General features: G+C 40.7%; 18 protein-coding genes. 10 read left to right on the forward strand and 8 right to left on the reverse strand.

What is annotated here, in order from left to right:
• Nucleotides 1–122 precede the first annotated feature (122 nt).
• Entirely contained in the window at nucleotides 123–1454 is a 1332-nt protein-coding gene (locus A8L45_RS08445) for a transglycosylase SLT domain-containing protein (protein ID WP_068901192.1), read from the forward strand.
• On the opposite strand, the gene A8L45_RS08450 is transcribed toward A8L45_RS08445, so the two are convergent.
• On the reverse strand, nucleotides 1435–2088 hold the full coding sequence (locus tag A8L45_RS08450) for a glutathione S-transferase family protein (RefSeq protein ID WP_068901194.1): 654 nt from the start codon (nucleotides 2086–2088) through the stop codon (nucleotides 1435–1437). The genes A8L45_RS08445 and A8L45_RS08450 overlap by 20 nt on opposite strands.
• A 12-nt stretch (nucleotides 2089–2100) precedes the next feature.
• Nucleotides 2101–3066: a Gfo/Idh/MocA family protein gene (locus A8L45_RS08455; RefSeq protein ID WP_068901196.1), complete on the reverse strand. Its 966-nt coding sequence runs from the start codon at nucleotides 3064–3066 to the stop codon at nucleotides 2101–2103.
• Nucleotides 3067–3461: 395 nt separating this feature from the next.
• Between A8L45_RS08455 and A8L45_RS08460 the strand changes: the two genes are divergently transcribed.
• Nucleotides 3462–4139 carry a response regulator transcription factor gene (locus tag A8L45_RS08460; protein ID WP_068901198.1) on the forward strand — a complete coding sequence of 226 codons (678 nt, stop codon included), beginning with the start codon at nucleotides 3462–3464 and terminating at the stop codon, nucleotides 4137–4139.
• Between the two features lie 185 nt (nucleotides 4140–4324).
• Nucleotides 4325–5332: a sensor histidine kinase gene (locus A8L45_RS08465; protein ID WP_068901200.1), complete on the forward strand. Its 1008-nt coding sequence runs from the start codon at nucleotides 4325–4327 to the stop codon at nucleotides 5330–5332.
• A gap of 360 nt (nucleotides 5333–5692) precedes the next feature.
• Here the strand turns inward: A8L45_RS08465 and A8L45_RS08470 are convergent, their stop codons facing one another.
• The gene (locus tag A8L45_RS08470; protein ID WP_068901202.1) at nucleotides 5693–6427 is read right to left on the reverse strand and encodes an EAL domain-containing protein; all 735 of its coding nucleotides are present in this window, start codon (nucleotides 6425–6427) and stop codon (nucleotides 5693–5695) included.
• A 281-nt stretch (nucleotides 6428–6708) separates the two neighbouring features.
• Between A8L45_RS08470 and A8L45_RS08475 the strand changes: the two genes are divergently transcribed.
• The 5 genes from A8L45_RS08475 to A8L45_RS08495 all read left to right on the forward strand — a co-directional run bounded on the left by A8L45_RS08475 (nucleotide 6709) and on the right by A8L45_RS08495 (nucleotide 11213).
• The gene (locus A8L45_RS08475) at nucleotides 6709–7680 is read left to right on the forward strand and encodes a nucleoside hydrolase (protein ID WP_068901203.1); all 972 of its coding nucleotides are present in this window, start codon (nucleotides 6709–6711) and stop codon (nucleotides 7678–7680) included.
• Between the two features lie 357 nt (nucleotides 7681–8037).
• Nucleotides 8038–8970, forward strand: a complete 933-nt coding sequence (locus A8L45_RS08480; protein ID WP_068901205.1) for an AEC family transporter — start codon at nucleotides 8038–8040, stop codon at nucleotides 8968–8970.
• A gap of 263 nt (nucleotides 8971–9233) precedes the next feature.
• Nucleotides 9234–9665, forward strand: a complete 432-nt coding sequence (locus A8L45_RS08485; RefSeq protein ID WP_068901206.1) for a hypothetical protein — start codon at nucleotides 9234–9236, stop codon at nucleotides 9663–9665.
• Between the two features lie 612 nt (nucleotides 9666–10277).
• On the forward strand, nucleotides 10278–10766 hold the full coding sequence (locus A8L45_RS08490; protein ID WP_068901208.1) for an RDD family protein: 489 nt from the start codon (nucleotides 10278–10280) through the stop codon (nucleotides 10764–10766).
• Between the two features lie 3 nt (nucleotides 10767–10769).
• Nucleotides 10770–11213 (forward strand): MAPEG family protein, encoded by a 444-nt coding sequence (locus A8L45_RS08495; protein WP_139122339.1) that lies wholly within the window; start codon nucleotides 10770–10772, stop codon nucleotides 11211–11213.
• A 66-nt stretch (nucleotides 11214–11279) separates the two neighbouring features.
• Here the strand turns inward: A8L45_RS08495 and A8L45_RS08500 are convergent, their stop codons facing one another.
• From A8L45_RS08500 to A8L45_RS08515, 4 genes are all read right to left on the reverse strand, one after another.
• Nucleotides 11280–12548 (reverse strand): O-acetylhomoserine aminocarboxypropyltransferase/cysteine synthase family protein, encoded by a 1269-nt coding sequence (locus A8L45_RS08500; protein WP_068901210.1) that lies wholly within the window; start codon nucleotides 12546–12548, stop codon nucleotides 11280–11282.
• Between the two features lie 587 nt (nucleotides 12549–13135).
• Complete coding sequence (locus tag A8L45_RS08505; RefSeq protein ID WP_068901212.1) at nucleotides 13136–14386, reverse strand: cysteine desulfurase-like protein; 1251 nt, start codon at nucleotides 14384–14386, stop codon at nucleotides 13136–13138.
• Entirely contained in the window at nucleotides 14361–14999 is a 639-nt protein-coding gene (locus A8L45_RS08510) for a 2OG-Fe dioxygenase family protein (protein WP_068901213.1), read from the reverse strand. Before A8L45_RS08510 ends, A8L45_RS08505 begins: the two co-directional genes overlap by 26 nt.
• Nucleotides 15000–15428: 429 nt before the next feature.
• Complete coding sequence (locus A8L45_RS08515) at nucleotides 15429–16289, reverse strand: LysR family transcriptional regulator (RefSeq protein WP_068901216.1); 861 nt, start codon at nucleotides 16287–16289, stop codon at nucleotides 15429–15431.
• Nucleotides 16290–16622: 333 nt separating this feature from the next.
• On the opposite strand from A8L45_RS08515, the gene A8L45_RS08520 reads away from it, so the two are divergent.
• On the forward strand, nucleotides 16623–17309 hold the full coding sequence (locus A8L45_RS08520; RefSeq protein ID WP_068901343.1) for a nitroreductase family protein: 687 nt from the start codon (nucleotides 16623–16625) through the stop codon (nucleotides 17307–17309).
• A gap of 180 nt (nucleotides 17310–17489) precedes the next feature.
• On the opposite strand, the gene A8L45_RS08525 is transcribed toward A8L45_RS08520, so the two are convergent.
• A complete protein-coding gene (locus tag A8L45_RS08525) occupies nucleotides 17490–18110 on the reverse strand; it encodes an HAD family hydrolase (RefSeq protein ID WP_068901221.1) in 621 nt (206 codons plus the stop codon).
• A 1128-nt stretch (nucleotides 18111–19238) separates the two neighbouring features.
• On the opposite strand from A8L45_RS08525, the gene A8L45_RS08530 reads away from it, so the two are divergent.
• Nucleotides 19239–20279 (forward strand): substrate-binding domain-containing protein, encoded by a 1041-nt coding sequence (locus A8L45_RS08530; RefSeq protein ID WP_068901223.1) that lies wholly within the window; start codon nucleotides 19239–19241, stop codon nucleotides 20277–20279.
• The last annotated feature ends 44 nt before the right edge of the window (nucleotides 20280–20323 follow it).

The raw sequence follows: 20323 nt of genomic DNA on the forward strand, positions 1-20323 counted from the left end.
CAGTTCGGCCAAGACAATATTGTGTGAATCGGCGCGTTGTATGTACCCTTTTTGACTCTCATCAGTAGGTTGCTTTATTTAAAAAGTCCATCATTAGGGCGTTAATGAACAAGGAGAGTGGGGTGCGAAGGCTTGTCTGTGTTTACCTATTTTGTCTGTCTTTTACATGTTATTCCACAGAGTTAGAGTCAACACATTTTCTGAGCAACGTAACTTCAGACTTCGGTGTCGATGACACGATAGGTCGTCAGGCTGAAAGGGCATCTGAAGGGGAATCTGGCGAGTTCTTGGAGTTCGTCGATGAGGAATATATTGAGCGTCAGCAGCAACAACAAAGCTATTTGAATGCTTTCGATCTCAGGCGTGATGCGCTTTTGAAGCTTTGGCAACTTCCGTTACAAACTACTGCCGCTCAGCAGGTTATTTATAGTTCAGATCTGCTGTCTCGCCTTATCATTAATCCTGCGACTCAAACTGTCAGCATTGATATTATTAATAAAGAGGATATCCCTTCTCTTGAACGTCCTTGGTTGAAGAACATACGTGATCAAGAAATATCCGGCTTTCTTCAACGTTATGATCTTCTGACTGTTATCACGCGTGCCAAACAAGCGCATGTTCCGCCGAGACCTAAAGAGTCTGTTCGCACAATTCTTGAAGACGAATTAGTGTTACAAACTGAAAGGATGCTCAGTGATGTTGAGAGAGATTTGATTCTCAGCGAGTCAGATAAGACAAAAGAAAAGCAGAAAATTCAACGTTTTTATGCAAAACGGCGTGCCAAGCTCTTGCAGCAACTCGCATCCTCTTCAGATTCTGTTTATCCTCTTGTTATCAGGCTGACATTGCCGCTTCCTATATCTTATTGGCAAAAAAAGCTGCAGCTATACCTGGATAATTTTCGCCTTCAGGCCAGTCTGACTGAGACAGATCTTACTCTTTTAATCGCTATCGCGAGGGTGTCGTCGCGGTTTGATGCCGACGCCCGGTATGCCTCATCATCATTTGGTCTGATGCAAGTATCAGCCTCCAGTGCTGGTATTGCGGTATCTCAGAGAGTATTTCGGCGGGCACTCACGCCTTCACAAGAGATACTTATCTCTCCGGGAACCAATATTTTTTACGGTGCCAATTACTTAGCAATACTGAAAAATCAGTATTTTGCTGGAGTAACAGAGGGGGCGGGGCTGACGTATTGCATGCTGGCTGCTTATCGACTGGGACCAGAGTTTGTGATTGATATTTTCCGACAAAACGACAATGAGTCATTAAGCTCGGTAGTGGCAAATATAAAAAAGCTCAGCGATAAAGAAATTGTCGATCAGCTTAAACAAGGCATTCCTTATCAGGCGGTGATCGACTTCATTGAAAATACGTCAGTCTTAGCCTCTGAGTATGCCCGTTCAGGGTATTTCTTGACGCAGAAAGACCTTTCTATTCCTGATAATGGCTGATCGGTGTCCCTTCTTTTTCGCAGACAGCGATGACTGCTGGATCATTGGCTAACAACGAAATAAACCGCTTTAAATTTGGGTAGGCAATCGGAGGTGTGTCTAACCCTGATGCCCAGTGTAGAAGCATGAAAAGAAAATAGTCACAGGCGGAGATTTTATTACCACACAGGTATGTCTTACCTTCAAGCTGGGTATCTAAAAACGTCAAAATATCAGACAGCCGACGTTGCTGGCCATCTTTGATACTTTTCGTTAACTCAGACTTGTCTTCTTTATTTGCCAGATGCCGCTCAGGATAAAAGTAGATCATGAGCTCTGGTTGGAATGTTGCTGTTAAATAGCAGAGCCATTGATAAAACTGGCCTCGATCTGGCGAATCACTCGATGGTATTAGTGCAGCCTCTGGATGCTTTTCAGCCAGATATAAACAAATGGCCGCGCTCTCGTAAATGACAATATCGTTGTCTTTAAGGGCAGGTATACGTCCAGTAGGGTTTACCTTGAGATAATCAGCCGATTTTTGTTGGTCTACTTTTCTATCAACTAAGGTGAGTTCGTAAGGTACACCAATAGATTGCAGTAATAGATGTGGAGCAAAACTGGCATTGCGCGGAAAATAGTACAACGTATACATCCGGTGTGTCCTCTATAGAGAGTTTAAAAAAGGAGGGAGCTCATCGGTTGTCTCCTTCAAGGTAGCTTCAACCAGTTTTTGAACGTCCAATGCCTCTCTCAACGTCGCTAATTTGTTTGGCTCGCCGTTCACCAGTTTAATGATGTGCTCAAGTTGGCTGTTTTCTCCGCTGACATGCACTTCTTTCCATCCACTGCCATCATTTATTTCAATTTGGCGCCAGTTGATGAGACGGATTGATTTTTTTGACGAAACTAACGTCCATTGTAAATAATCGTCTTTTACTACATCGCTGGATGCCTCTATGCTGACAGGAACACCCAAGCTTTCATATTTAGCAGTTACGGCCGTTTCTGAAGAAATATCATCTGGGTAAACCACATCTGTCTGGGTGAGGTGCATTTCGCCGAAGATTCGTTGCTGCAAAAACAAAAACTGAGTGGCCACCTCACGAAAAAAACCGCCTTCTTCTTTGCGACTCAGCCAGCTACTTGCGCCTTTTTGCCATTCTCTGGGCCATTGGCTGAAATGTATCTGCATGTCGATTTCTTTTACACTTTGCGGCGAAATGTCGGAGAGGAGAAGCTCAAGAGTATCTGTGGTTGAGTCTGTGGCTCCCGGTAAATTCACGAACGCGGGAATTTGCTTTGATTCAGCCAGAGCGACCACTTCTTCAGCTTCTTTTATATTGGTTGCCAGCGGCTTTTCACACCAGATTATTTTTCCTGCCTCAATAGCTTTTCGGCAGTATTCAAGATGGCTGGCTGGTGGCGTACCTATGTAGATGATATCGATATCCTGTCGAGTAAACATATCATCTACCGTAAGAATTAACTCAGTGCCTTCAGTGACGCCAATATCCGATTCAGGGCGTGAATCATATATACATTTCACAGAGAATGAAGAATGGTTAGTAAGGTTATGAAAAATCTTTCGGCCAATGGTTCCAAAGCCGATTATACCTACTGAAATGGTCACAGAATTGCTCCAGATTAACTGTATAGTTTTTCTAACTTGTTATCATTAAAAAATGTAATTATTGTTTACATGCTACATGGCTGACGTCCTTAAGTCTTGGAGGACAAACACGGTTTAGCTCCATATCAAAAAAATAACATGTATTGTAAATTTGACATCATCTTTCTGTGACGTCATAAAACCGTCTTCTCTGACTGTGTTAATGATGACAAAGATGTAGAATACGTCTTGTTGGTTACAAACTGATTTGTTAATAATCTGTTTTCTTTATTGAAAGAATATAAAAATAATTAAATTTTTACTAAATAACGAATATATTTAGTTGCTTTATGGCTATGAATGTGAACCTGATCGTTCACATGTTAAAATATAACTAAAATAATGATTAATTCCTTATGAGTTCTATAGACATACTTATCATCGAAGATGATAAAGAGTTAGGCGATATGCTGATTTACTTTCTCAGTACAGTCGAAAACTTTTCAGTATATCGCCATGATAGTGGTGAAGGAGCAGTGGAGGTTGTGATTGAAAAACAACCAAGACTGATACTCCTTGATATACAACTCCCCGAGAAGACTGGCTTTGAAGTGCTTACTCAGCTCCGAAAAAAATCAATTAATATACCTATTATTATGATGACGGCGAATGACAGTGAGCTGTGTGAAACTAACTCACTCGTTTTAGGGGCTAATGATTACATTAGAAAGCCAATTAGGGCTAATGTTTTAAAAGAGAGGATAAAACGACAGATATCGCCGGCTAAAGAGAGTAAATGCTCTTTTATTCTTTCGGTTAAAGATAGCCAGTTGCTGTATAAAAATCATACTATTGATCTTTTGCCATCTGAATATGAAATACTCGATATACTGTCAGATTCTGATGGACCAATGTCAGTGCATGATTTATTCACAATGATCCATGGTTATGAGCCTTCACTTGATGATAAATCTATTTACATGAGAATTTCGTCATTGAGAAAGAAAATTGCAAATCATTTAACCGATATTGAGTTGATTAAAAATAAACGAAGTGTAGGTTTTTATGTAACCAGAGATATTTTGAAACAATGAGAACCTTCACATTACAAATAATAATGTCAGTTATTCTTGGTTTCTTTATGTCCAAATTGGCTTCAGAGGCGTTCCTTTCTTTTTGGGTTGGAGATTTAACGCAACGAGATTCTCAAGATTGTAGGTTTGGTTTTTTTAACTCGCAGGATCAATTTAGCTTCATTTGCCCGGAAGAAGGCGTATGCATGGAATCTTTTGTCTGTGTTGAGAATAACAATCCTTCTTTATTTGCACACTCTGTAGAAGGAACGCTGGGTGGCCGCGTCTACTCTGATGGAAGTAAACCTATCGCCCTTCAGACTGGGCAGCCAGATTCAAATATTTTTGTTGTTCACTCTTTTGCTTTTTGGATTTGGAGCTTCGACCTGTTTCTACAGCTATTGTGCACTTTGATAGTTATGGGAGGATTTTTATCCTCATGGTCAAATGGCCTAGGACGCCTCGAACAGTTGTCGCGGGCTTTGTCTCGTGGTGATCTGTCTAAGAGAGTCAGTTTACAGGGCCCCGCCGCTATAAAGTCCTTGATTCGGAATCAACATGACATGGCGGAATCGATTTTACGGTTACAACGCAAAAAAAAATTGATCTTTGGTACCTTGCCTCACGACATAAGAACACCGTTAGCTGCAATTCAGCTGACTACAGATATTTTGTCTGAACACAAAGGAGATAATGAGTTTCTTACTGCTCGTTTAGCGGGCCAAGTGAGTAAGCTCAATATGATTTGTGAGAGTAGCCTTCATCTCTATAAAATTCTGAACAATGAGGTGGAGGTATGTAAAGAAACCCTGAGCCTTGCGGATATTCTTAGCGATTGTCATAACCTTGTCGCCCCCGGTAAACCGTTTAATTGCATTAACTGTCATCAACAGATCACGTCTGATAAGCGACTCATCAGCATCTTAATACAAAATATTTTGTCCAATGCATTTCGTTACGCTGGAGAGGTCGTGACGGTCACTTTTAAGTCTTACCCCAGTCATGAAATTATCAGTATTACAGATGATGGTCCGGGGTTTTCAGAGGATATCGTCGAAACCTTTCGTAAGAGAGACACCTCAAATATAAACAGTACTGATGGTTTCGGCCTTGGTCTGTTATTAATTTTTGAACTGACAAAGTTGTTGTCCGGTGAAGTGAGGATCGTAAACACCGGGAAAGGAGGACAAGTATTATTGGCGATCGAGAAATAGTATAGCCTTTGAGAATTCCGCACTTCTTTGGTGTTGAAAAGCAAAAGTTTCGGGCGATATTTAGTTGGTCAATTAACATTGTTCCTACGAACGTAGCAACAGTCCAGACAATTGGCTGCGTTTTTAGCCCTATATCATTGTCGGTTGATAACGCAGTGCTGTGTACTGACTCTGATGATACATCGAGATACGAGAGATGCGGGTTTCATCGTTTTTTAAATGAGTAGGCCACCAACGCAACTAACTTAAGTGTATAGTTGCGGAGTGAATGAAACTCGGGAGAATTATTGTCCTAAGTGGCCTTTTGATCGTTTAAATTCAGCGGTGTCATGCACCATTGCGATAAACGATGAACGTGATTTATCCGCGCAATACATAGTTGGTGAAACTCATGTCCATATCCCTTGGATGTGCATAGTAAAAACCTTGAACATAAGTACCAAAGCGTTTTAGTTCACAATGCATATAGCTGGTTTCTACACCCTCAAGCACAATATCATTGCAGTGAAAATTGACCTTGTCGATGAGATCGGCAATGACATCGTGTTCATCGATATGCTGATATAAGAATGACTGATCAATTTTCACCATATCCCAACGAATTAATTCAAGTACTTCATCATTGATAGGCGTTGGAAGATAGTCATCAAACCAAATTTGATGGCCATTTTGCTTGAGTAGTGACGTTGAATCCCAGAACTGAATATGCTCGCCCTTGAAAGATTCAACATCTGTTACCTCAATAGCGAGTGGAAATCTCGCCATATTGACCACCTCACCCATGAAGCTGAAATCAATGAAGTACTTGAGAGGAATGTTGATCGAAATTATCAGGCTTGTAGATGTATATATTTTGGCCTGCTCATTAAGCGCGGTTATTTGGTCTTTAATGATGGTTTTCAGGCTTTCTTCATTTAGGTTAGAGAAAAAAGGCTCGCTGTGAATATGCTCTCCACTATTTGAGTGCACTCGCGTTAGTAGTTCGAGTGCGTGGGTTCTGAGCGTTTTAATGTCTATGATAGGTTGCAAGCAAAAAGTCAGAGAGGCATTAGTCGTTTTTGAATCAGAAAGTGCGGTTACATTCTTTGTTGTCATTGATGGACTCACGAAAAGCTGATGCGGGTTCTATCGACCTGCTTAATAGTATTGGTTGCCAAATACGTTCAACGGAGCATTTATCCTTTTGGAAGGTTTTCAGCATCCTGTGTGGCAGCTTAAACATAGCGCCGTGTAACTATGGAAAACAGTAAACAAATTTAAGCAAACTAAAGCCTAATGTAAGAGCGGCTGCGTTGGATCACAGTTAACCGATAGGATAGTCAGTTATCTGCTTTTCCGGCCCAGTTGTGGCAAGTGTCGAATGAGGGAGAGAATATATGTCTAAGGAAAGAAAGGCGGAAAAAATCATTCTGGATACGGATCCGGGTATTGATGATGCCATGGCAATCTTATTTGCGATGAACTGCCCTGATATCGAATTACTTGCGATAAGCACGGTGTTTGGAAATGCATCACTGCAAAACACGACCCGAAACGCGCTGTTTATAAAAAATAAATTTGATTCTACTTTTGATGTCGTTTCGGGAGCAGAAAAACCCCTGAAGAAAACACCAAATGGCCCAACGGATCATGTTCATGGTATTGGAGGGCTGGGTATCGTTGAGGCCTCAGATTCACATCACTTGCCGATTTCTACTCCCTCTTGGGAATATATGGCGGATAGGGTGAGAGCCGATCCCAATGAAATAACTTTGGTGGCGATTGGTCCCTTGACAAATCTTGCCCTATTGGTTGAAAAGTCACCTGAAGTCGTTCCTCTTGTCAAAAAGGTTGTCATTATGGGAGGCGCATTTGGTGAAAATGGCCACCGTGGAAATGTGTCTCCGGTAGCAGAAGCCAATATTCATGACGACCCTCTTGCTGCGGATATTGTTTTTGGTGCGGAGTGGCCTGTCACCATCATCGGGCTTGATGTGACTCATGAGGTACTCTGTACTGACCGCTATCTTGAGAAGATACGAGACTCAGCGGGTCCCAGTGGCGAGTTTATTTATCAGGTTACCCGCTTTTATGTTGATTTTTATCAGCAGAGCATCGGTAAGAGAGCATGCTTTCTTCACGATCCAACCGCGCTCACGTTTCTAGTTAGCCCAGAGCTTTTTGAATTGAGGGAGGGGCCAGTGAGAGTGGTGACCGAGGGGTGTGCCGAGGGAATGACGATTCAGAAAATAGAGACTAAACCCTATAGCTATGATGATTGGCAACAGCGTCCAAATCAGAGTGTTGCTATTGCAGTAGACAGTCAAAAAGTACTCGAATTATTTTCAAATACTGTCAGGCATGAGTAAACCTGGATAAAGATAATTCTTCAAGTACGCACAGGCTATTAATGCTGAATGTTACAGATTGCTATTGCCATATTTTTATCCAATCTCATATTCGTGTATCGGTAGATGAGGCAATAAAGTGTAATATCCAATGGTTTACTTTTCGGCATGCTGCAGCAGAAAAAGTACTGTAGCATTTGGTTAATTTAATAGGGTTACTGAGCCTTTTTGTGTCCTATCTATGATCTAAGTCCATATAAATGTACTTCCTCGTGCTATGGCATTATTGGATTGGAGTAAAAAGTTTTGTAGTTATTCCTAACGTTGCCTTTTGGTAACTGGGAAATTTTTGACGTTTAGATCTGGTAGGCAAAAGTAGTGCAAATATTTCTATCTATTATACCTGTTTTTTTAGTTTCTCTATTTGGTTACATGATTGCTTCCTCAGGAAAGCTTAATAAAAATGACATACAGTCGTTGTCAAAATTTACCTTTTCATTTGCTATTCCTGTGATGCTCTTTTTCAAAATGGCCACACTGGATATTCCAAAAAATATAGAGTGGAGCTTATTACTATCTTATTATCTTGCTGTTTTATGCGTCTTCGTGGTGATGACGTGTTTAATGAAATATTTTTTCAGTGAGGATCCCGAGGAGCAGAGCATAGGTGGATTCTCTTCCACTTTTTCCAATGCTGTTGTTGTTGGTATTCCTGTTGTCGACCAGACATTAGGTCATCAGGCCATGCTTCCTTTGCTCATGTTGATATCCATTCACGCTCTCACACTCTATTCAATGGGGTTTATCTTTGCTGAAAGAGATAAATTTGAAGCGACGCGTATTCTGACGTCAGTAGCCAACATATTCACTGAAATGGTAAAAAATCCAATCACTTTGAGTATTTTCAGTGGCTTGGTCATTAACTCTCTTTCAATCGATTTACCTGCTGTGATTGCTTCCAGCCTAGAGCTAATGGCAGGTGCAGCGATTCCCTTAACACTTTTTGCACTAGGTGCATCCATTCATCAATTTTCATTGTCTTTAAAAAATCGGTTACCAATTATTGTTGTGGTAATGAAAAATCTCGTGCTACCAGCATTGGTGTATATTTTCAGTTTTCACATTTTTAACATCAGTTCTTTATGGGCAACAACGGCAGTGATAATGGCTGCTATGCCTGTTGGAGTGAATGCCTATATTTTTTCTCAGCGGTACCAAAAGTGCATACCTGATGTTGCAGGTGCAATACTTCTTTCAACACTTACCAGTATTTTTACGGTTACGGCAATTTTAACGATAATAAATAAGTAATTGGTTTATAAAACTAAATTCATATTATTTTTAGGGTTAATAATCTAAATAAGCTATTTGAAAATAATCTATTAATTAGGCATTGCACGAGTATTTATCTTCGCTAATCTTTAATATTTCATTGAGTTCTGGAACTTTTACCAATCTGAAAACACATAATTTCAGTATCTGGTGTTCGCTTGGGAAATCAATACTGAACCCATAGTTTACTACTTGATGCATTTAACTATTAGCTTTTCGCTGATTCTAGAGAGGAAACTTTTATGATTCATTATCAACCGGTGGCAACACCCAAAACAGTGGGAGATGGTTCAGACAAAGTCGGCTTGAGAAACTTGGAACAACAGGCAAAAATTAGGCAACAGTCGCATTGGGTCCAAAACACCTTTGTGGCAAGCTACAACAGTTTGTTTGAACAGAAAAAACCCTTAAATCAATCAGCATCAAAAGCTGCCCAAACGCAACAGGTACAGCAGTCACAGCTTGCTGCTTCGGCAACGCAGACGCAAAACAGAGCCGGGATGCTTCGAATTTCGAGCTCTACTGATACCTTTAAAGGTAGTGCTGGGCGCACTGGTGATTCATCTGCAGGTTCCAAAGCAGATCTAAAAGCTATGCGTGAAAGAGAAATTTATGCGGCAACGGGGCAAAAACCGAGTGTGAGTGATCGCTCAGACGATGAGGTGATGTCATAGTCGTGTTGTGGTATCTCAGGTATAAAAAGTGAGGTATCAAACCCAATGTCTGGTTTTGGCCCTACTGCCTGAGATATATACAACGTTTTAATCGTTTTTTACCTGTCCATATCGGATTCGTTCCTTCCTTATTTCCCCGAAGTCCATTGTTTAAGCCTTCAATGTAACAACACTACAAACTCAGCGTTCCATCTAAGCCTCTTTTTGCTAATTTCGTCCCTAACCAGTGATGAACTGAGTTGAGGTCGATGAGTGTGTTAGAGACACAGACATTCATTTGAAACCAAATAACAACATCTTCCAACTATATACATTGTCTGAATATGTCATTAAACCCGTCATATGAGTGTATGGGTTTGAGCGTGTCACTTGACGTGTATGAGTTAATTGTTTCATCTCTGTCGTCTGTTCTGACAAGTAAGTCAGGTAAAAGTCCGAGTCTTTTTAAATAATAGAAATTGAGTCATCACAATGACTTGAAAGGAAGTATCATTACTGTTAGCTGTCTCTCAGCAATTTTTCTGATTCATCAAGGTGGTAGAAGCATATGTTGGGATACATTCAGTTATATCTAATTGGCAGATTTGAAAGTGGTAAGGCATACCAATTTTTATGGAAAATGACTCAACATCGCGCAGCGGAGATCTAAACAGAAAATATGTTGGATTTTGGCACCGTTCACTTGCTTCCTTGGTTGACGGTGTGTTGTTAGGGGTAGTGACAGCCCCGTGGCTTTACAGTGTTTATGGAGAGCAACTTTTTGTGTCTGAGCGTTTGTTTCTTGGTACGACTGATGTGATGCTTCGCTTTATTCTTCCATTTGTAGTGACACTTTTGTTCTGGATATATCGCGCTGCCACTCCCGGAAAGATACTCATTTCTGCCAAGATTATTGATGCAAAAACCGGACTTCCACCAACAAAGATTCAATATGTAGTGAGATATTTTGGCTATTTTGTGTCATCAATCCCTTTTGGGCTTGGCCTGCTTTGGGTAGCACTCGATGATAAAAAACAGGGTTGGCACGATAAATTGGCAGGAACATATGTCATTTATACCAACCAGTATGTTGATAAAGACATATCTATTTTTGAGGGGTAATGCGTGGAAATAGGGAACTTTGAATTGTGGCCTCAGATACTTGCAATGATTGCGCTGACGTTTGTGGTTTGGGTTTACATGTATATACGCAGACTGTCTTATATACTTACCCATCATGTCGATTATGCGCGACTTGGCAAGTCTTCTGCTCTGGTCGAAATGATGCCAGCCGAGGTCTCTTTTCCTTCAGACAATTTGAAAAACCTTTTTGAGCTACCAGTCATTTTTTATGTCATCAGCATTATTTCTGTTCAGGCAGAGTTGGTGGATAAAATTATGGTGCAGGCAGCTTGGTCGTTTGTTGCTTTACGCTTGGTTCATAGTTTCATTCACTGTACATTTAATAATGTAAACCTAAGATTTCTCTTTTATATCCTGTCTAGTTTTGTCCTTTGGTTTATGGTTGTTCATATTGGTGTTGTTCTGCTGGCGAAGCCTTTACTGTAAAAGATAAAAAACGCCCGTGTAAATACGGGCGTCCAGAGAACTTATCTTTTTGCCAGTGGTTAGGCTTTAGGCATTCAATGCCTGTTCGATATCCGCAATTATATCGTCGATGTGTTCGATACCAACGGAAATACGAATCATCTCCGGTGATACGCCAGCCTGTGCTTGCTCGTCCAACGTGAGTTGGCGGTGAGTAGTTGAAGCGGGGTGGCAGGCAAGTGATTTTGCATCGCCGATATTAACCAGTCGTTTTATCATTGCTAATGCATCAAAGAAGCGAACACCAGCCTCATAGCCCTCTTTCAAACCGAATGACAAAATGGCTGATGGGTTACCCTTCATGTACTTTTCAGCCAGTGGGAAATAGGGTGATGATGGCAGGCCTGCGTAGCTTACCCAACTCACTTTGTCATTCTCTTCAAGATATTTTGCCACTTTATGCGCATTTTCCACATGACGTTCCATGCGAAGAGGCAGAGTCTCAAGGCCTTGCATCAACATAAATGCGTTCATTGGCGACAGAGCTGAACCGGTATTTCGAAGTGGTACTGTTCGGGCACGTCCAATGAAAGCCGCCGGACCAAATGCCTCGGTATAAACAACACCGTGATAAGACGGCTCAGGTTCGTTTAGCACTGGAAAACGCGTTTTATGTTGATCCCACGGGAAGTTGCCTGAATCGACAATGACGCCACCAAGCGTAGTGCCATGTCCACCGATGTATTTTGTCAGGGAATGAACGACGATATCTGCGCCGTGCTGAATAGGCTTACACAAGACGGGAGTAGCAACAGTGTTGTCAACAATCACAGGCACACCTTGCTGGTGTGCGAGATCAGCAATTCGACTGATATCTACAATATTTCCCGCCGGGTTCCCGATGCTCTCACAGTACACAGCTTTTGTGTTTTCATCGATCAGTTCAGCAAGGCTCTCAGGAGAGTCATCTTTTGCAAAGCGAACCTCTATGCCTTGGTTGGGCAGCATGTGAGCAAAAAGTGTATAGGTGCCGCCATAGAGTTGAGGTGTCGACACAATGTTATCGCCAGCTTGTGCCAGTGTGAGAATAGCATAATTTATGGCGGCACTGCCTGCACTGACGACCAGAGAGGCAATACCACCCTCTAAGGCAGCCATGCGCTGTTCCAAGACATCATTCGTTGGGTTCATCATCCGTGTATAGATGTTGCCGGGTACGGCAAGGTTGAAAAGGTCAGCACCGTGTTGGGCATCGTCGAACTCATAAGCGACAGTTTGATAAATCGGAGTGGCGACGCTTTTCGTGGTTGGGTCAGTCTCATAGCCGTGATGTATTGCAAGCGTTTCATCTTTCATCTGTTCTATCCATCCCTAGTCTTTATTAATTTCTCGAGCGTTGATGCTTTATCAGCAAAGTGTAGAGCTTAAGGTGTATGCATATTGGCGTTGCAAGGAACATCAGATTCTTTGTTTCACGCCAAATATACGCATACGGCTTAAAACAGGGCAGCGTAAGTGTCTCACGAACACTTATGAAGTTTGGAATATGAATGTTAGCAACACAATACATCTAATGCCTCGCATCAAGCTCCCACAAATCGCTGCAACAAGTATCTAAAATAACACTCACTATCAGAGTACTTAAATAATGCTTCTGTCATTTCTTTTGCACTGTTTTTTATTCTGACTAAATTAGAACCCACATTTGTATGTATCTTGACATAAGTCGCTTTAAATTAACGTTGCAAGAATGAGTGTAGAGATATGAAACTTCTCATATTTGGCACTTATTGTTTTTTAAATTAGTCAGTGTCAGGGAGGTGTGTACTATTTTCTGGGTTTAAGGATATTCGAGTGGATAAGTGGCGGGAAGCAGGTTACATCAGTTTGTGTAATAAGAAGAGTGCATATTGCTTTTCGCTATATGCACTCTAGAGATCATATTATTGACACACACCGAGATTATCTAAAGCAACAAACAGGCGATCAATTTCTTCCACTGTGTTGTAGTGCATCAAGCCAACTCGCAGGATGCCACCTTTATCTGTGATACCCAAAGCGTCAGTCAGTCTGTCTGCATATAGATGTCCAGTCCAGACGTAGATTTCTTGTTCACCAAGATGCGCTGCAACTTCTGACGGGGTTAATTCGTTAAATCGAAGTGCGAAGGTCGCTGTTCTTCCTGTAGCTTCAGGTCTGCCAACGAGCTGTATTCCCGGACAAGTCTTAAGCTTTGTCAAAAAATATTGTGATAGCTCATGCTCATAACTGTGGATCTGGCCATATGCCGATACCAGTTGCTCGCGAAGGTCATCGCCAGTGCCCAGTGAAGCAAGATAGCGAACAGCCTGAACGAATGCGGATATGGCCTCAAAGTTCAGCGTACCCGTTTCCCAACAATTAGGGGCATAACCGGGTGCGGGCTCGACCTTGTAAGGCGTCAAACTGTTGAGTAACTCCGAGCGCCCCCACATAATACCGAGATGGGGACCAAAGAACTTGTAGGCCGAAGCTGCAACAAAGTCGGCGCCCAGAGTCTGTACATCGACGAGCTGGTGGGGTAGTAAATGAACAGCGTCAATAAATGCTAAAGCACCTGCTGCTTTGGCTTTTTTGACTACTGTATGAATATCGACAGTGGTTCCGCTCAGATTACTGGCAGCTGTCACCGCAACCAGTCTGGTTTTGTCGTTGAGAAGCTTATCCAGTTCATTTATGTCAAGTTCACATGTTTTACCTGTTACAGGGAGGTAATGGACTTTGACCCCTTTTTCTTCAGCTGCCATCGCCCAGCATGAGCGATTTGCACCATGGTCAGCGTCACTCAGTATGATCTCGTCACCTGCTTGCCATTCTCTGGCTATTGAACGGCTGAAGTGAAGTGTCATTGACGTCATATTAGCGCCAAAAACCATTTCATCGCGGGTAGACGCATTAAACATTGCTGCTGCATGCTCACGAGCAGTGTTAACTAACTCTACAGTATTGCGGCTCACTGAAAACTGTCCGCCCAGATTTGAATTTCCGGATGCTAAATAATCAGCAAATGCCGCTTGAACCGTTTTCGGAAGTTGGGTTCCGCCAGGACCGTCAAAGTAGGCGGGAGAAAACCCATTAATAGTTTGCTGTAGAGCAGGGAAGTTTGCTCTTATCGTATTTATATTGCATTTAATCTGCAGTGAAGACGAAGACATCTCTTACTCCTTTTTCGCCTGCTTTGCTTGAGAGTGTTTCTGAAATATGGTGGAAGTAACGACTGTCGTTAAGGATGATGAATTGATTTTCCTCAAGGACGGTATTCAGGTGTGGATGCTGATCAACTGGCGATGAAAATATTTGAGTGTAGCCACCAGAAATATTTTTTCTCTGCACGCAGAAAATACCAACGAAGCGGAAACCATCCTGATGGATACCTTCTGGTGCTGGGGCGCTGGTTGCATCTTCATTACAGGTAACACGAATTTGATGGACATCGAAGTGACCATTCACTTTATCTATTTCAGTGCGTTCTACAAATGAACGAATAAGGTGTTGAAACTCGTCAGTCGCGACCATTTCATCACTCATCGGCGCGAAATGGCGCTCGATATCACCAACAACGCGATTAAATTTTGATGATTGGGTAAAAGGTTTGTGAGGTAGTCTTTCTGTTAAACCACCTTCATTAGCTCGAAAATGTGCATAGGAGCGGAACCGGATATTACTGTCAACATAGGGATCGCTTGGGAGCGAGTCATAATATTGGCTGAGCACGCCAGCCACTGAATCTGGCGTTTGAAATGCCTCAAGCAGAAACTTATTTTGCATGAATTTATCCTCAGTTCACCTAATTGATGTTTTTATTCTGTCTCAATAGTGTCAATAGGATAATTATGTTGTAAATTTGTTATTTTTCAATGCATAAAACTCAATTCGCCATTACATTCTAATATTTTATAGTGACCACTGTTCATAATAGTCTTTTGTTTTTTATATTGGATTTATATTAGTGTTTTAATTTGCATTGATTTATTTTTATAGCTCAAGAGTCTGAAATATTACTTTCATCTAGTTTTTGTGAAAAAATTACTTATAGGGAGGTTAAATATGAGATCCAGCTTAGATAATCGATATTTTATGTAAGGGTGATGTTGGAAAGTTAAAATTCTGTCAATGTGTTGTTTCGGTGAATTTATGTTGGTGCACTTGTATATGTTGATCGGCCACGCTCTTTCTGTGGCCTTGCTGTAACGATGACTAAGAATTCACAATATCTAATTTTGTACATAACTTCTTGAGCGCTTCTTCAATAGCAGCAATAACATATTGTACATTTCTTGGAGTATGATTCTGATAGTTATGAATCGCGTAGACAGGAATTTTATCTTGCTTTAGACCCGGATTACCGGGATGGTCAATTCTTATCAATGTGCCATTATCGATAAAATCAAGCACGGCAATATCGGGTAATAAGGCTATTCCTGCTCCTTGTATTACAAATTCGATAGCTGCTGGGAATGTACTTACTTTGAGTTGTTTTTCTGATGAACTATTTTGCCAAGGCAAAACAATTTCAGCCAACGACTCATTACAAATGATATTCTTGTTAACATACCAATATTCGGAGACTTCCCCAATCTTTCTTGCTTTTGATGAGCTATCAACAAGTTTTCCAGCACGTATCGCTACATCAATATTTCCTTGTATTAAATCAAGTTGTTTATCAGACACAATGAGATCGATAGTTAGTTCTGGATGTTTAGCCATTAATTGAATAACAACGGGAGAAATAATGGGACGTACAAGCCCTTCAGGCGCTGTTAATGTGAGACCACCACAAATAGTTGATTGGGTTTCATTGAGCTCATCGACAGCAATACGTAAAAGGTTTTCTAATTCTACACAACGTTGGAAAAATCTTTCACCAGCGTGAGAAAGGGTAAGCTTACGTGTTGTTCTGTGCATAAGCTGTACACCGAGTTCTTGTTCTAGTGCTGTAATGTGTTGACTTAAACCGGATTTTGTAAGGTTTAATTGATCTGCGGCTACAGTGAAGCTTCCTGCTCGTATTACTGATGCAAATAATTGCATTCTAAAACTTAATAACTTATTTTCCATGACCTTCTCTATTAAAAATTATACATTAATTAGTGTAATAGCTCGAACAAATAACGGATTGTCATGCTGCATTCGATAAATTTATTAGTTGTTAATTTATGCGAACTTAACTTTATAATAAAAGAAAATGACATCCGCTGAATATGATGCGACCTACTTGGCACTTTCAATATGTTTCTAAACATAGCACATTCGGTTTTGGTGCCATGCTCATAAATTGGAATAAAACTTGTAATATTTGCTGTGCTATTACTAGTCCTTCATTTTAGTCTCAGATTGAAAATTATATTTTTAATGTGAAGCAAAAGTGTCTTTTAGGGAAAGGTAATGCAAATGAATGAATTAGAGAATTTTTTATCTCTTAAGGATTATATAGAGTATCCACAAGATGAAATGTTAGCACGAGCCAAAGCCCACTTCTTTCATATCCGTCGTCGTCACACAATACGTGATTTTTCAGATCGCCCTGTTGATAAAGATATAATTAAAGAATGCATAAAGGCCGCAGCAACTGCACCTAGTGGAGCAAATCATCAGCCCTGGCATTTTGTCGCGATAAGTGATCCTTCAGTCAAATCACAAATTAGGGAAGAGGCAGAAGCGCTTGAAAGAAGCTTTTATGAGGGGCGTGCTGGTGAAGAGTGGCTTGATGCTCTGAAGCCTTTGGGCACCGATGCTCACAAACCCTATTTAGAAAAAGCACCTTGGTTAATTGCTATTTTTGCCCAAAAACGTGGTGGAATTGAGAATGACAATGAACAAACCAATTACTATGTTCATGAATCCGTCGGTATTGCGACAGGGTTTCTTATCGAAGCTCTGCATAGCGCTGGCTTAGTAACGTTAACCCATACTCCAAAACCAATGAGTTTTTTGAAAAAGGTTTGTGGCAGGGATAATGACAATGACAACGATCGTCCTTATATGTTAATCGTTGCTGGATACCCCGAAGAAGGCGCAACAATACCGGAACACGCGACTAAGAAAAAACCACTTGATGAAATAGCGACGTTTATTTGAGCCAAGGGCAAACACCAATCTTAGGAATTAATTTAATTGTTGAGGATACTTTTCCTTGATCGTTCCGGTGAAAATAGACTCTAAATATTTCGTTCATCAGGAAGGAAGTGACAGCTGCATTTACAATTTACTTCCATAATAAATAAAAAAAGAGCTGATCTTTATGATCAGCTCTTTTTCTTAGTGGAAGGCAAAACTACTCTGTTTAATAGCATTGAGCATGGTCAAGGTTCGAATCGGGTCCGTGTGATGGACACCAAGGATACCCAGTTTCTCAGCCGACATTATATTTTCATGCGAGTCGTCAATAAAAACTGCATGTTCAGGGGCTGTTTTCGTTGCCTCAAGTGCATACTTGAAAATCTCGATATCAGGCTTAGCAACGCCCACAGACGAGGAGTTAATGATCATATTGAAGCTATAAAGTAGATGATTTGTAGCAAGATCTTCGTCGAGTTTGTCAGTCGCATTAGTAATAAGTACGAAATCTGCTTCAGGGAAGGTCGCCTTGATTCTATTTAAGAATGAACGATCTATAAAGCTTCCTGCTTTCATCCAAGCTTGTGTCATCTTTATTGCTGAGTCTAAATCAAAATCATAAGAAATTGCCTTTTCCACCTGGACAATCCAATCATTATGGCTTTGTTTACCAGTGATCGTGGGCAGCAAGTGATCGGGCTTAAATGCATATCGATAAAGAACGCCGTCAGGCAGACCCATAGTGGCCTCTGCTTCTTTAATGTCATGCTTAGACCAATGTCTCAGGACACCGTCAAAATCAATAAATACAGTTTTAATCATCTAAACGACCTAGGCGATATTAAATATTATTAGTAAAAAATTTATATAATTATTTTATAAACTTGATTTTATATGCAATGTTGTTTCGCAAGCGTTAAATGATTGATTTTATGTTGCTATGATTTTAGTGGCGATAATAATGCTATTTTTCTCTATTTCAATAAAAAAATTAAAAATAATTAGGGTTAAGTTTAGCTTTTGAGACGATAAACTTTTTCTTTAATGTCAATTTTTTGGAACTAGTTCATATCTTATTAATAAATAAGAGTGATTAAAAAGTCAAAATATTGGCGTGTTAATTATTTGTTGTAGAGGAGGTAAATATAAAGATATATTTCGACCTACTTCTTATGTTAGTGATGAAACCCTAACTTACTGGGCCATCTCTGAGTCTACTTTGTAGATTGAAATTTTTCAGAATCGAATTAACTCGGACCTTCTTTAGTTACTTTGAATTTCTTTTACACACGCCTCAAGAAAAAATTTATCAAATACATTTCAAGTGAAAGATTTGACTTCAGGATCACCAACAGATGTCAGTCTCTACGTAAGTGGACAAGAATTGCAGGTGGTTACTTCTACGCCATTTACATCATCGTATGTCATACCTGAATAGTTCATAGTTGGTTAGTCAAGATAGTGGAATAGAAAATTAACCTGAGGAGCCATAAGTTTAAAAACTCCCGTCCAAAAATTCTGAAACATATCGATTCAATGGCCAGTGTGGCAATGAGCAATCCTCTATCATGAGAAGGAATTGTTACACATCGCGGATCTTAATGTGAATCTCGTCTCGTTTAATAATTAGCAACTTAACAATAAAAAATAGCAAAAAACGTAGTGTCAGGATATCTAACAAGAAATAGATATAAAAATTAATTTTTTAAAAACAACATCTTAAGGTGTTATATAGCGCATTTTATAATGTGAAGTCTTTATTGATAGAATCGGAAAAAGGATATTTTTTAACCTCGGTTGTAATTAAAGTTTAATAAAAGAGTCAGGTTAGTGTAACTAAAGATTTCTAATTTGTACGCAGAAATTGAAACACCCCATTGGTACAAACAAAGGCGCTTGTACCTACCTAAAGAACTCTCTATTTATAGAACTATCGACTTGGAGGTTGATGTGAAATTGAAGGCATTGATGGCAGCAACAACAGTTGGCCTGACAGCTCTTATCGCGGGTAATGCGAATGCCGCTTCTCGTGACTATATCAGTATCGTAGGCTCGTCTACTGTTTATCCTTTTGCTACCGTTGTTGCAGAGCGCTTTGGCCGCACATCGTCTTTTTCTGTTCCAAAAATTGAATCAACAGGTTCTGGCGGCGGTCTGAAACTGTTTTGTTCAGGTGTTGGCGAGAATACGCCAGATATCACTAATGCTTCGCGTAAGATCAAGAGCTCAGAAATCGAGCTTTGTGCGAAGAATGGTGTAAATGACATCGTAGAAATCAAGATTGGTTATGACGGTATCGCGTTTGCAAACTCTAAAAAGAGCCAGCAGTTTGATGTTGAGCTGAAAGATATCTTTACTGCTCTGGCGAAAGTAGTTCCAGACGGCAAAGGAAATCTGATTGCTAACCCGAACAAAACTTGGCAAGACGTAAATCCTTCTCTGCCGGCAACCAAAATCGAAGTTTTGGGTCCACCGCCAACATCTGGTACTCGTGACGCGTTTGTTGAACTTGCGATGGAAGGTGGCTGTAAAAAGTATCCTGAATTGGCTGCTCTGAAAAAAGCAGACAAGAAGAAATACAAAGCAGTTTGTCACGGTATTCGTGAAGACGGTGCGTTCATCGAAGCTGGTGAGAACGATAACCTGATTGTTCAGAAGCTTGACGCAAATCCTCAAGCATTTGGTATTTTCGGTTTTAGTTTCCTCGACCAAAATTCAGACAAGGTTCAGGGCTCTCAAATTGCAGGTGTTGCACCTAGCTTTGATGCCATTGGCGATGGTTCATACCCAGTATCACGCTCACTGTACTTCTACGTGAAGAAAGCTCACCAGAATGTTATCCCTGGTCTGAAAGAGTATGTAACTTCTTTCACTTCTGAAGATGCAATTGGCGATGAGGGTTACCTCACTGACCGTGGTCTGATTCCACTGGCTGCTCGTGACTGGAAAGTGGTTCGTAACAGCGCTGTAGATCTGAAACCAAACCTGTAAGTAAACAGGGTTGCTAAATAGGCCGGGTGCGTTACCCGGCCTTG

It is taken from the genome of Veronia pacifica, from assembly GCF_001707825.1.
In the GTDB taxonomy this organism is placed as follows: Bacteria; Pseudomonadota; Gammaproteobacteria; order Enterobacterales; family Vibrionaceae; genus Veronia; species Veronia pacifica.